At 67.2% G+C, this 13,414-nt stretch carries 10 protein-coding genes; 8 read left to right on the top strand and 2 right to left on the bottom strand.

Annotated elements, in window-relative coordinates; all coding sequences use genetic code 11:
* Positions 1-2 precede the first annotated feature (2 nt).
* Complete coding sequence (locus tag LW840_RS00470) at positions 3-2,972, bottom strand: SusC/RagA family TonB-linked outer membrane protein (RefSeq protein ID WP_291268145.1); 2,970 nt, start codon at positions 2,970-2,972, stop codon at positions 3-5.
* Positions 2,973-3,161: 189 nt separating this feature from the next.
* Complete coding sequence (locus LW840_RS00465) at positions 3,162-3,617, bottom strand: cytochrome b562 (protein WP_291268146.1); 456 nt, start codon at positions 3,615-3,617, stop codon at positions 3,162-3,164.
* Positions 3,618-3,843: 226 nt separating this feature from the next.
* Between LW840_RS00465 and LW840_RS00460 the strand changes: the two genes are divergently transcribed.
* The 8 genes from LW840_RS00460 to LW840_RS00425 all read left to right on the top strand — a co-directional run bounded on the left by LW840_RS00460 (position 3,844) and on the right by LW840_RS00425 (position 13,409).
* Positions 3,844-4,386, top strand: coding sequence for a Rieske 2Fe-2S domain-containing protein (locus tag LW840_RS00460; RefSeq protein WP_291268147.1), 543 nt, complete (start codon positions 3,844-3,846; stop codon positions 4,384-4,386).
* Positions 4,386-6,176, top strand: a complete 1,791-nt coding sequence (locus LW840_RS00455) for a cytochrome b N-terminal domain-containing protein (RefSeq protein WP_291268869.1) — start codon at positions 4,386-4,388, stop codon at positions 6,174-6,176. Before LW840_RS00460 ends, LW840_RS00455 begins: the two co-directional genes overlap by 1 nt.
* Positions 6,173-7,936: a M28 family peptidase gene (locus tag LW840_RS00450; protein WP_291276228.1), complete on the top strand. Its 1,764-nt coding sequence runs from the start codon at positions 6,173-6,175 to the stop codon at positions 7,934-7,936. The genes LW840_RS00455 and LW840_RS00450 overlap by 4 nt, the downstream gene beginning before the upstream one ends.
* Positions 7,937-8,328: 392 nt before the next feature.
* Positions 8,329-9,930, top strand: coding sequence for a magnesium-protoporphyrin IX monomethyl ester anaerobic oxidative cyclase (bchE, locus tag LW840_RS00445; protein WP_291276227.1), 1,602 nt, complete (start codon positions 8,329-8,331; stop codon positions 9,928-9,930).
* The gene (hemN, locus tag LW840_RS00440; RefSeq protein ID WP_291276226.1) at positions 9,920-11,293 is read left to right on the top strand and encodes an oxygen-independent coproporphyrinogen III oxidase; all 1,374 of its coding nucleotides are present in this window, start codon (positions 9,920-9,922) and stop codon (positions 11,291-11,293) included. The genes bchE and hemN overlap by 11 nt, the downstream gene beginning before the upstream one ends.
* On the top strand, positions 11,262-11,915 hold the full coding sequence (bchJ, locus tag LW840_RS00435; protein ID WP_291266703.1) for a bacteriochlorophyll 4-vinyl reductase: 654 nt from the start codon (positions 11,262-11,264) through the stop codon (positions 11,913-11,915). The genes hemN and bchJ overlap by 32 nt, the downstream gene beginning before the upstream one ends.
* A 5-nt stretch (positions 11,916-11,920) precedes the next feature.
* Positions 11,921-12,358 (top strand): CopD family protein, encoded by a 438-nt coding sequence (locus LW840_RS00430; RefSeq protein ID WP_291263254.1) that lies wholly within the window; start codon positions 11,921-11,923, stop codon positions 12,356-12,358.
* A gap of 286 nt (positions 12,359-12,644) precedes the next feature.
* Positions 12,645-13,409: a hypothetical protein gene (locus LW840_RS00425; RefSeq protein ID WP_291276225.1), complete on the top strand. Its 765-nt coding sequence runs from the start codon at positions 12,645-12,647 to the stop codon at positions 13,407-13,409.
* Positions 13,410-13,414: the final 5 nt, after the last annotated feature.

Below are 13,414 nucleotides of genomic sequence, written 5' to 3'. Positions count from 1 at the left end.
GGTCAGAAGTCCACGCTGAAGTTGAGCCAGAAGTTGCGGCTGGCGGGATAGGCGGCCAGTTCGCGATTGCGCTGAACGGCGTCGGGGGCACCGCCACCGCCGAAGTTCTGCGCCTCCGGGTCCCCACCGCGGAACTTGGTCCACCAGATCAGGTTGCGGCCGCTCAGCGACAGCCGGGCATTGCTCGCCCCCTTCCATACCGACTGCGTCCACGCCTGCGGCATGTCCCACGTGAACGTCACTTCGCGCAGCTTGATGAACGACGTGTTCTGGTAGAAGATGCGCGTGACCTGCAGGTAGCTGGTGCGGCGCACGTCGCCCTTCTTCCGGCCGAACTCATCGAGCTCGTCGTAGTCGCGCGAGTTCTGCCCCAGGTCGTAGTGACGCCACGTCCCGTTGGCCAGCATGCCCCCCTTCTGCTGGTCCACGAGGGCGTACAGCGAGAAGCGCTTGTACCGCACCTCGTTGCTCAGGCCGGCCGTCCACAGCGGGTTGCCGTCGCCCATGACCACCGGCACCACCACGCGGCCACCAGGCTGCGGCAGGGTGTCGTTGCCGATGAGCTGCGTGGCCGACTTGCCTTGTTCGATGCGCACCGCGCCCACCTGCGGCGCCCCCAGCAGGAAGGTGGGCACCGGCAGGCGCGTCACCTTGGAGCGGTTCGTGCCCCAGTTGAGGCGCGTCGTCCAGGTCACGTTGGTGGTCTGCACCGGGAACGCGTTGATGGACACTTCCGCGCCCGTCACCTGCATCTCGGCGCCATTCGACGTTTCGCTGCTGAAGCCCGTGGTGGGCGCCAGCGTGCGCGTGATGAGCAGGTCGGAGATGTTGCGGCGGAACCCTGTGACCGACATGGTCGCGCGGTTGCGCAGCAGGTTGAGGTCCACACCGGCCTCGAACTCGCGCTGCCGCTCGGGGCGCAGGTCCGATGCGGCGCGCACCGAACCTACACGGAAGGCGCCCAGGCCACCCACACTCGACAGGTCGAGATTGGTGAACTTCTGGCCGTACAGCGGCTGGTTGCCCGTTTCACCGTACGCCACGCGCAACTTGGCCTCGTCGATCCAGCCGTCGAGGACGTTCTGGAAACGGTACGAGCTGGCAGCCTTGGGGAAGAGGAAGAACTTCGCCGGGTCGCCGTTGTTGCTGCTGCGGTCGGCGCGCGCACCCACCGTGAGCAGCAGCTTCTCGTTCCACAGCGCTTCGCTCTGCACGAACACGCCGAAGTCCTGCACGCGCAGGCGCGATTCGTCGATGTCGCGCACCGTGCCCGAGGTCACCACCTCGAGGCCGCCCAGCAGGTTCTGCGCCGAGGCGCGCGTCTGGTTGAAGTCGCGCTCTTCGTACTGCGTACCCACCTGCGAGGTGACCTTGATGGAGCTGGTCGGCTGCCAGCCGTGCACCGCGTTCAGGTTGAGGTTGCGCTGCAGGTTGGTGGTCTTGGAGTTGCCGCTCGTGCCGGGGAGGCCGTCCACCGGCTCGAACTGCAGCGTGGGCGGCGAATACACCAGGTTGGTCTGGTTGAGCAGGTCCACACCGCCGAAGGCGATGAACTGCAGGGTGTGCGTATCGCCGGTGAGCAGGTCGGCCGTGAGACGCCCGGTGGTGATGTTGCGCCACACGTTCTCGTCGTTCTGGAACTGGTCGATGGTCTGCAGCGGGTTGGACGGGTAGAACTGGTTCACCGGCCACGTGCCGTCAGGACGGCGGCGCAGGTCGAGGAAGCCGGGGATCTTGGTGAGCGTGTACGCAATCGAGTTGCCCGCGTTGTCGTTGCCGAACAGGCCGCGATCGCTGGCGTTGTTGAGGATCTCGTTGCCCACCTGCAGGTTGAGGCGCGAGGAGATGCGCTGGTCGAGATTCACGCGCACGTTGGTCTTGCGCGCGAAGGTGTTGTCCACGATCCCCTCTTCGTTGCGGCGGCTCGCCGACACGAAGTAGCGCGTGGCATCGGTGCCGCCGCTCACGCTCAGCGACAGGTCGGAGTTCACCGGGCGGTTGCCGTAGGCCAGCGTCTCGTAGTCGAGGTACTGGTTGGGGTCGAAGAAGGGCGTGATGCCGGGGCCGAACACGCGCACCGCGTCATCGAGCGTCTGGAAGCGGCGCGACCCGTTGCGGTACGCCAGCTCGGCGGTGCCCATGCCCGTGCGCAGCGCGAAGCGCGGCTTGCCCGCCTGCCCCCGCTTGGTGGTGATGATGATGACGCCACCCGACGCCTTCGAACCGTAGATGGCCGCCGCGGCCGATCCCTTCAGCACATCGACGTTCTCGATGTCGTTGGGATTGAGGTCGGCAATGCGATTGACCGGCGCTTCCTGATTGCCCACCGAAATGGCCGTGCCGGCCGCACGGGTGACCTTGTTGGTGCCCGAGCCGATGGCCACGTCGGTCACGATCACGCCATCAATGACGTAGAGCGGCTGCGCCGAACCGAGAATGGACGAGATGCCGCGAATGCGAATGCGATTGCCGCCACCGGGTGCGCCCGTGGACTGCGAGATCTGCGCGCCGGCGATCTTGCCCTGCATGGCGTTTTCGATGGACTGCGCCGACACCTTGTTCATGTCGGCCCCACTCACACTGGCTACGTCGTTGGCCAGGTTGCGGCGGGAGATACCGCTGGCCTGACCGGTGACCACCACCTGATCGAGGTTGAGCACGTCACGCTTGAGCACGATCTCGAGCGGGCCGCTCGTGGCGGCCACGGTGATGCGCGTGAGCGGATAGCCAATCCGGCGCACCACGAGTATGACCTCCCGCGCCGGCGCCCCCACAATGGAAAAGGCACCGTCGTCGCGGGTGAGTGTGCCGACACTGGTGCCTTGCACCTGGAGCTGGGCCGCGGCAATCGGGGCGCGCGATCCTTCTTCGAGCACCTTGCCGGTGATCGTGCGGGTTTGCGCGGCGAGGGGAGCCGCAGTGAGCGCGAGGGCCGCAAACAGCAGCCCTCGTCGCGCGAGGACGCCAAGCATGGGGTGGGTCTCCGGAGGGGGAGGAGGGAGGAGGGCGGAGGGGGAGCAGGAAACGGTGATCGCCCGCACGACAATGCAGCCGCCAGTCGGCGTCAGCAAGCAATTGGCATGCGCCCAAAAGAAACCGGCGTCCGTGTACCGGACGCCGGTCACTGCCACTGCAGGAATCACGCGGTGTTTCCCGCCGTGTTACACGGGCGGTGCACCCGCCTTGCGCAGACGGAACTCGCGATGTCCTTGGCGTTGTGCCGCCTTCATGTCGTCCACGATCTTCACGGCTTCAGCGTTGTTCCCGGCCTTCACGGCGGCCTTGAGCTTCTCCACCGTGGCCAGCAACTGCTTCATCTCCGCCTGATAATCGCTCACGAACTTCGCCTGCTCGCCGGTGGGCACCTTGGCCTTCTTCTCCGGCTCCAGGGTGAGCGACGCCTTGGCGTTGGTTTCGATGATCGCAATCTGCTCGAGCGTGCTCGCGTTCTTCGCGGGATCCTCGACTTGCCGCCCCACGGCTTTGAACGCCGTGTTCATGGCGGCCATCTTCTTGCCGAGCAGGGTCTTCGGCTCCTCCTGCTGAGCTTGGGCGGTGCCCGCCATCGAGAAGGCGAGGACCAGCGCCGTTCCGAGCTGCCGGATGCGAATGGTCATGTACAGGCAGGGATGAAAGGAACAACCACCGCGTCGTGCAGTGGCCAGATGGTGCGGACCCGTCCGATGTACGGCCGGAGCCCGAGAGGAGTACGCGCCACCGGGGCGATTCGCTGGCGGCCAGCGAATCGCGGTACCGTCACGTATCATCTCCCCAGCCCCTGCGCCGTCTGCCGCGCGTCCTTCCCGGCTGCGGCCCCCGTTCGTCCCGGAGTGCACGTCCATCATGTCCGAACACGCCCCCGTCCCCCCCTCCGATCGGCGGACCTTCGTGGCCAAGGTCTCCGCTGCCATCGTGGGCGGTCTCATCACCATCGCCGCGCCCATCGCCGGGCTCTTTCCCATCCTCGACCCGCTCCGCCGCCGCAGCGATACGCGCGGCATGGTGCGGGTCACCTCGTTCGCCGCCCTTCCCGAGGACGGCGTGCCCCGCAAGTTCCCCGTGCTCGACACGCTCGTCGATGCGTGGAACCGCACCGAGAACGTGCCTGTGGGCAGCGTCTACGTGCAGCGCACCGGCGAGAACGCCGTACGCGTCCTCCACTCCGTCTGTCCGCACCTCGGCTGCAGCGTGGGCTACAACGCCGCCGGGCGCGGCTACTTCTGCCCCTGCCACAAGAGCAGCTTCGCCCTCGACGGCAGCATCGCCGACCCCAAGAGCCCGAGCCCGCGCGGCATGGATCCCTTGGAAGCAGTGGTCCGGAATGGTGAGGTGTGGGTGAAGTTCCAGAACTTCCGGAAGGGTTCACCCGAACGGGTTGCCGTCTGATGAGTGGACTGCGCGCCTGGCTGGACCACCGGACTGGCTACAAGGGACTGCTGCACGAGGCGCTCTTCGAGAACGTCCCCGGCGGCGCCCGCTGGCGGTACGTGTGGGGGAGCACCCTCACCTTCTTCTTCGCGGTGCAGGTCATCACCGGGTTGATCCTGTGGATGTCCTACAGCCCCAGCTCCCAGACGGCCTGGGAGAGTGTCTACTGGATTCAGCACCAGATGTGGGGCGGCTGGCTGCTGCGCGGCATCCACCACTTCGCCGCCCAGGCCATGACCGTGCTGCTGGTGCTGCACCTCATGCAGGTGGTCATCGACGGGGCGTACAAGGCCCCGCGCGAAGTGAACTTCTGGTTCGGCGTGGCGCTGCTGCTGCTCGTGCTGGCGCTGTCGCTCACCGGCTACCTGCTGCCGTGGGACCAGAACGGCTACTGGAGCACGGCCGTCTCCACGAATCTCGTGGGCATGAGCCCGGGCATTGGCCCCGCACTGCAGACCGTGCTCGTGGGTGGCGCCAGCTACGGCCACCACACGCTCACGCGCTTCTTCGCGTTGCACGCCGGGCTCGTGCCGCTGGCCATCGGTCTGCTCATCGTGGGGCACGTGTACCTCTTCCGGCGGCACGGCCTCACCCCCAAACAGCCCATTCGCAAGCCCGACGAAGGCTTCTGGCCCGAGCAGGTGCTGCGGGATGCGGTGGCCTGTCTCGCCGTGTTCGCCGCCGTGCTGTGGTTTGCGGTGCGCGAACATGGCGCCCCGCTGGGCGCCCCCGCCGACCCGGCCGAGCAGTTCGCGGCAGCACGCCCCGAGTGGTACTTCCTCTTCCTCTTCCAGTTTCTCAAGTACTTCCCGGGGAAGGCGGAGATCATTGGCGCCATCATCCTTCCCACGCTGGTGCTGCTGCTCATCGTGGCCATGCCCTTCCTTGGCCGCTGGCGCCTGGGGCATCGCTTCAACGTGGGCGTGTTGGGCGTGCTGCTCGCCGGTGCCGGCCTGCTCACCGTGCAGGCCATCACGGCCGACCGCGCCGACAGCGACTACCAGATCTCGCGCCGCGTGGCCACGCGCGATGCTGAACGCGCCGTGCAACTCGCCAGCGCCGGCATTCCCATCACGGGCGCGCTCTCGGTCATGCGCGATGATCCGTACACGCAGGGGCCGCGCATCTTCTCCCGCAACTGTGCCTCCTGTCATCGCTTCGACGGGCACGACGGCATGGGCTACCCGCTCCCGGCCGACTCCATCTCCGCCTCCGACCTCAAGGACTTCGCCTCACGCCGCTGGCTGAGCGGCTTCCTGCACGCCGACACCATCCTCTCGAAGAAGTACTGGGGCGGCACCTACCACGCCGAAGGGGACATGGTGGGATGGCTGGGTGATCACCAACCCGAGACCGCCGAGGAGAAGCTGACCCGCCAGAACGTGGTGTTCGCGCTCTCGGCGCAGGCCCAACTCCCCGGGCAGCGCGCCATCGACCAGCGCGACAGCGCGCGCATTGCCGCCGGCCGGGAGTTCCTGCGCAACACCGACTACGGCTGCGCCTCCTGCCACCGGTTCGAGGACGTCGGGACCGACAGCCCCGAGCTCACCGGCTGGGGGTCACGCGAGTACATGATCGCCTTCATCAACGACCCGGAGCACCCGCGCTTCTTCGGTCGCGACAACGACCGCATGCCGTCGTTCGGCAAGGAGAAGAGTCTCTCCGACCGGGAGATCGCCATGGTCGTGGACTGGTTGCGCAACGACTGGCGCATGCCTGCCAAGCCCGCCTCCGCGCCCAAGCCATGACGCCGCGCCTGCGCGGCGTCCGGCCCGCGGTCCCGCTCCGGCTCGTCGTTCCCCTGCTGGGCACCCTGCTCGGCGTGCCGCACGCGGCACTCCGGGCGCAGGAGGGTGCCATGCCGGCCGCCTTTGCGCGCATCACCGAGGCGGTGCACCGCAGCATCAGCGGGTCGCGCGCCTTCACGACCGTGGAGTACGTGCAGCGCCGGTTCCGCCTCCCGGGGAACGAAGGCTTCGACTTGGCCATCGACTCCGTGGCGTCGCTGCTGCGCGCCGCCGGTTACGTCGACGAAGCCGCAGCTGCGCCAGGCACGCGGCTGGTGTATCGCATCGAGTCGCGCCCCATGGCCGGCGACGCATGGACACCGCACGACGCGCGCCTGACCATCGTGGGACGCCCCGTCCCGCTGCAGACGCTCGCCGGCAATCTCAACATGATTGCCATCAACTCGGCGTCCACCGCCGACAGCGGCGTCACTGCTCCGCTCGTGGACGTGGGCACTGGCAGTGACTCGGCGTTCCGCGCCCTCAACGTGCGGGGGGCCGTGGTGCTTACCACCGGCAACGCACGCAATGTCCTGCCGCGCGCCCAGCGTGCCGGCGCGCTCGGAGTGCTGGCGTCGCAGACACTCCCCGCATACAACCAGCAAACCAAGCACCCAGGCGCCATCCAGTTCACCGGCATCGCGCGTGACACGGTGAACCAGGGGTGGGTGCTCTTCGTGTCCCGCCGCTCGTACGACACGCTGCAAACGGCATTGCGGGCGGGGCCGGTGCAGGTACACGCCCTCGTGCGTACGGCGTTCGCCCGCCGTCCCGAGCGCACGCTCGTGGCCGAGGTGCGTGGCCGTTCGGCACCGCACGAACGGTTCGTCTACTCGGCGCATGTGCAGGAACCGGGCGCCAACGACAACGCCTCCGGCGTGGGCGCGCTCGCCGAGATGGCGCGCGTGGCGGCCACACTGGTGCGCAACGGCACCGCCCGCCCGCAGCGCACCCTCACCTTTCTGTGGGGCGACGAGATTCGCAGCACCGACCGCTTCCTCAAGGAAGACAGCGTGCGCCGCGCCGGCGTGAAGTGGGGCATGTCGCTGGACATGGTGGGGGAGAACACGGCGCGCACCGGTGGCACCTTTCTCATCGAGAAGATGCCCGACCCCTCGGCGGTGTGGGTGCGCGGCGACGACCAGCACAGCGAGTGGGGCGGACGGCCCATCGCCGAGTCGGCCATCGTGCACCACTGGTTCAACGACTTCGTGCGGCAGCGCTGCCTCGACCGCGCCCGCCGTACCGGATGGGTGGTGAAGGCCAATCCGTTCGAGGGCGGGAGCGACCACACCCCGTTCCTCAACGCGAAGATCCCGGCGGTGCTGCTCTGGCACTTCACCGACGTCTTCTATCACACCGATCTCGATCGCATCGAGAATGTGAGTGCCACCACGCTGGGCCACGTGGGCGCCTGCGCGCTCACGACCGGGCTGCTGCTGGCCGACGGCACGCCCGCCGTGGCGCGCGCGGCGCTCGACGAACTGGCCGCCACCGCCGAGCGCGCCCTGCGCACCCAGGCCACCCTGTCGCGCGACACGCTCGCCCGCGGCGGGTCGCGCGAGCACGAGCAGCACATTCTGGATGTGTGGGGCGCGTACTACCTTGGCGCGATCGATCGCGTGCCGGAGATGGTCGTCGGGCCGGTGGATCTCACGGCGGCAGTTGCGGCGGCGAGGGGGCGCGTGGAGCGGGCCATGCTGCTGGTGAAACTCCGCTGAACAGCGAACTACGCTGAACAGCAGACGGCAGACGGCAGGAACCACAGTGAGCAGTACGCAGGAACATGGAAGAACGGGCGCGCCGCGAAGCGGGCGCGCCCGATTTCCTTTGCGGTAGGGAAATCGGCGGCGGCGCTTCGCGCCGACCGCCGCTTTCCATTCTCCTCCCGAACTGCCGTCTGTAGTTCCTGCCGTCTGCCGTCTGTGGTTTGCCGTCTGTGGTTTGCCGTCTGTCGTTCCCCGTTCGCCCCACACACGATCTCCGATATACACATGCGGATCGGCACGTAAAGACTTCCCTCACACAAGCCCGGCAAAAACACCGACTGTAGGACCACTCCGCCATCGGCACCCTGTGCGTGTCCTTTTGTCACCCACGGTGGAGCTCGTCGATGAAGCTGGTCTTTGTGCAGCCCAACTACCACGCCGGTGGAGCGGAGATCGCCGGCAACTGGCCCCCCGGGTGGGTGGCCTACATTGGCGGCGCCCTCAGGCACGCCGGCTTCACGGACATCACGTTCGTGGACGCCATGACCAACCACATTGACGACGCCACGCTGCGTCGCCGGCTCATGGAGCTCGAGCCCGACGCCGTGCTGGCCACCGCCATCACGCCCATGATCTACCAGGCGCAAAAAACCCTGGAGATCGCGAAGGAGGTGAATCCCCGCGCCCACACCATCCTGGGCGGCATTCACCCCACCTTCATGTACCAGCAGGTCTTCAGCGAGGCGCCCTGGATCGATTACATCGTGCGCGGCGAAGGCGAGGAGATCATCGTCGAGCTCATGCAGCGGCTGCGCGACGGCACGGCACGCACCACCCGCCGTGACATCAAGGGCATCGCGTTCGTGGAAGACGGGCAGGTGGTGGCCACCCCCGCGCGCCCGCCCATTGCGAACCTCGATGACCTCACCCCCGACTGGTCGCTGCTCGAGTGGGACAAGTACATCTATATCCCGCTCAACTGCCGCGTGGCCGTGCCCAATTTCGCGCGCGGCTGCCCGTTCACCTGCCGCTTCTGCAGCCAGTGGAAGTTCTGGCGCAAGTACCGCACGCGTGACCCCAGGAAGTTCGTCGATGAAATCGAAACACTCGTGCGCGATCACAAGGTGGGCTTCTTCATCCTGGCCGACGAAGAACCCACCATCAACAAGAAAAAGTTCATCGCGCTCTGCGAAGAGCTCATTGCGCGCAACCTGCCGGTGCACTGGGGCATCAACACGCGCGTCACCGACATCCTGCGCGACGAGAAGGAGCTGCCCCTCTACCGCAATGCCGGACTCGTGCACGTCTCCCTCGGCACCGAAGCCGCCGCGCAGCTCAAGCTCGATCGCTTCCGCAAGCAGACCACCCTCGAGCAGAACAAGCGCGCCATTCGCCTGCTCAAGGAGGCCGGCATGATCGCCGAGGCGCAGTTCATCATCGGACTCGAGAGCGAAACGCCGGAAACGATCGAGGAGACCTACAAGTATTCGCAGGACTGGCAACCGGACATGGCCAACTGGAACATGTACACGCCATGGCCCTTCGCCGAGCTGTTCCAGGAACTCGGCGAGCGCGTCGAGGTGCGCGACTACGCCAAGTACAACTTCGTGACGCCCATCATCCAGCCCGACGCGATGACGCGCGATCAGGTGCTCAAGGGCGTGCTCCGCAACTATGCCCGCTTCTACGGCAAGAAGGCGGTCCTGTCGTATCCGTGGCAGAAGGATCCGTTCAAGCGGAAGTATCTGCGCGGCTGCCTGCGCGCCTTCGCCAAAACCACCATCAACAAGACGTTCTACGATCTCGAGCGACTCAAGTTCAACGGCACGAGATTGGATGCCGACTTCGGTTTCGACGAGGACAAGGTGTTCACGCGCGAGGCGCTGCGCACCATGAGCGAGGCCCGTCCGGAGATGGCGGCCGACGTGGACTTCAGCGGCAGTGTGCCCGTGCTGGGCCACGCGCCGTCGCGCCCCCAGGAAGAGGAGGCCGTTCGTGCGTGCTGATGGGGCGTTCGTGAGCGTGCCGGAGGTCACCCCGGCGCTGCTCAGCCGTTACGATGTGCCCGGTCCCCGCTATACCAGCTACCCGGCCGTGCCCGACTGGCGCGGCGCGTTCGATCACGCGGCGTGGGCGGGGCATCTCGCGGTGCTCGGCACCAGCGCGGCGCCACTCGCCCTGTATGTGCACCTCCCCTTCTGCGCGTCGCGCTGTCTCTACTGCGGCTGCAACGCCACGGTGACCACGCGCGCCGAGGTCGTGGACCGCTACCTCACGCGGCTCTATCGCGAGCTCGACATGCTCGCCAACGCCATGGGCGAGCGTGCGCACGTGTGCGAGATGCACTGGGGAGGCGGCACGCCCAACTTTCTCACCGATCGGCAGTGCGAGCAGCTGTTCGCCCGGCTGCAGGACACCTTCGGCATCGATGCGCGCACCGAATGTTCGGTGGAAGCCGACCCACGGCTCGTGACGCGGGAACAGCTGCGCACCTTCCGGCAGCTCGGCTTCTCCCGCATCAGCTACGGCGTGCAGGATGTCGATGAGGCGGTGCAGGAAGCGATCGGCCGGGTGCAACCGGTGAGTATGGTACGGGACATGGTCGAGCTGGCGCGCACCGAGGGGTTCGCCAGCCTCAACCTCGACCTCATCTACGGGCTGCCACGGCAGACCCCCGGCAGCTTCTCGCGCACCATCGAGACGGCGCTGTCCATGGCCCCCGATCGCGTGGCCTGTTTTGGTTACGCGCACGTTCCCTGGATGAAGGCGCACCAGAAGCGCATCGAGGAGAGTACGCTGCCGCGCGCCAGCGAGCGGTTTGCACTCTTCCGCGATGCCGTGCGTCGCTTCACCAACGGCGGGTACCGATGGATCGGCATCGATCACTTCGCACGCCCCGAAGATCCGCTGTCGCTCGCCGCCGATGCCGGACGGCTGCACCGCAACTTCATGGGCTACACCACGCGCAGCGGTGAGCACCTGTTGGGCATCGGCACGAGTTCCATCTCGGAGATCGACGGCTGGTTCGCGCAGAATGCCGCCGACCTGGGGCCGTGGCAGCGGGAGATCGACGCGCATCGGCTGCCCATCGCGCGTGGCCATGTCATGAGCGACGACGATCGCCAGCGCGGCACCGCGATTGCGCACCTCATGTGCAACGCCGAGCTCCCCTTCGACCTGTTTCCCGGCGACATCGAGCCGCTCGTGGATGCCTATGAGCAGTGCGCGGCCGATGGGCTGGTGTGCTTCGAGTCCGATCGCCTCACCGTGACCCCGCTGGGGCGCTTCTTCCTGCGCAATCTCGCCTTCCCTCTCGATGCCTATCGCGGAGCGGCCGATGGCACACGCCGCTTTTCCCGCGCCGTCTGACACGGCGGTGACCGGTGTGGTCATGGCCGAGGCGCCGGTGGCGCGCATCGGCCCCAATACCATCATCCAGCTCGCGCAGGTGCTGCGCGACCGCTGTGGCGAGTCGGCGGCGGCCCGTCTGCTCTTCACCAGCACCGGGTATGCGTTGGGGGCGCTGCCGCGGGCCATGGTGGACGAACGCGAAGCCCAGGCGTTCGTGCGCGCCGTCATGCGCGAGCTGGGCGAGCGTCCCGGTGCCCGGCTGCTGCACGAAGCCGGCCGGCGGACCGCCGACTACCTCATGGCGCACCGCATCCCGCGGCCGGCGCAGTGGCTCATGCGATGGCTGCCCCGGCAGGCCGGACTCCGGCTGCTGCTGGCGGCCATGCGCGCCAACGCGTGGACCTTCGCCGGCAGCGGCCGCTTCACCGTGACCACCTCCCGTCAGGGCGCGCAGCTCACCTTCCACGACTGCGCGATGTGCCGCGACATGGTCACCACCCTCCCCGTCTGCGACTTCTACGCCGGCACCTTCGCCCGCCTCATTCGCACCCTGATCACGCCGCACGCCACCGTGCGGGAAGTGGAGTGCCAGGCGCAGGGCGGTCACTGCTGCCGCTTCGAGGTCACCGGGATATCTTAGGCGGCATGGCTGCCCACTATCTCTGGATCAAGGCGTTCCACGTCATCGCGGTCATCGCCTGGTACGCGGGGCTTTTCTACATCTTCCGCCTGTACGTCTACCACGTGCAGAAGCGTGACGAGCCGGCGGTGACCGCCACGCTCGAGGTCATGGAGCGTCGTCTGCTGCGCGGCATCATGATGCCCGCCATGCTCGTGTCCATCGGACTGGGTGCCACCATGCTCTACCTGCAGCCGGCGCTGCTCACGATGCCATGGATGCACATGAAGCTGGGCGCCATCGTGTTCCTGCTCGGCTATCACGGCTTCTCGTCGTATACCCGCAAGCGATTTCTGGCGAAGGACTACTTCCTCAGTGAGTCGGCCTGTCGGTGGATCAACGAGGTCCCCACCATCCTGCTCTTCTTCATCGTCATTGGCGTGATCGTGCGTCGGCCGATGTAGCAGCGGTCCCGGGGCCAGCAGCGTGACAGCCCGGACCCGTTGACGCACGGGACCGGACGTTCTAGGTTCCCCCGCCGTTGGTTGGGGAGTAGCCATTCGCCGGCAGCGCCGGCGAAGCGGGCAATCGTCAATACGAGGCCACTGGCCTCCGGTTGCCCACCTGCGGATTGACTCGACAGAGCCCCGCAGCGCGCGAGACCACCGCACGTCCATTCGTGCCGTGGTCCGTCGCGCCTCCCACAGTGGCGTCCATGGCGTTGTTCGCTCACGCCTCGCCCATTGCCCCATGCTGCTTGGTTCGCTCTCACGCCCCAGGGTGTCCCGCCTGCTGCGCGCGCTCGCCCTTGCCCTCGCATTCGCGACATTCACAGCGCCCATATACGCACAGCAGACAGTCATCAACGCGCCATCGGTAGACCAGACACCCAAGGGTCGGGTGTTTGCCCTGCACGAGTCCCAAGTCCGGACGTGGGGCGACACCAGCTTCTGGCAGACCACCCACTTCGTCACCTACGGAGTGACCAAGCATGTCGAACTCGCCGTGACCGCCTACAACATCGGGACCCCCCTCAAACGGCTCGCCACCCTGGGCGTCGGCTGGAAGGGGGCCGCCGACATCCCCGGGCTGGCCAGGCGAGCACCCCAGTGGGAGGCCAAGGTGGGCGCGGGGCAGATGGTGGCCATCCCGCTGCGCGGCGAGCGAGTGGGGGTGTGGAGCTACCTGCAATCGAGCGTGCGGCTGCCCGTGCTGCGCACCCGCCTCATGGCCGGGGTGAGTGACGGGCCCAAGGCCATGTTCGGCAAGGCCACCACCCACTTCATGGGCAGCTTCGAACAACCGCTGGCCGCCCTGCCCGGAGCACTCGGGCACGCGCTGCACGACGTCACGCTGCTGGGGGAGTGGTGGGCCGGGCAGCATGAGTTTGCCGACTTCGTGCCGGGCTTCAACTACCACCGCGGCAAGACCGTCGTCATCCTCGGCTACAAGCTGGCCAACGCGCCGGGGACCCGCGGCGACGGGATCGTGTTCGAGATTGGCCGCACATTCTGAGGCCG

The sequence above is a fragment of the Gemmatimonas sp. genome, from assembly GCF_021298855.1.
Taxonomy (GTDB): domain Bacteria; phylum Gemmatimonadota; class Gemmatimonadetes; order Gemmatimonadales; family Gemmatimonadaceae; genus Gemmatimonas.
This window is presented reverse-complemented; position numbering and strand designations above follow the sequence as displayed.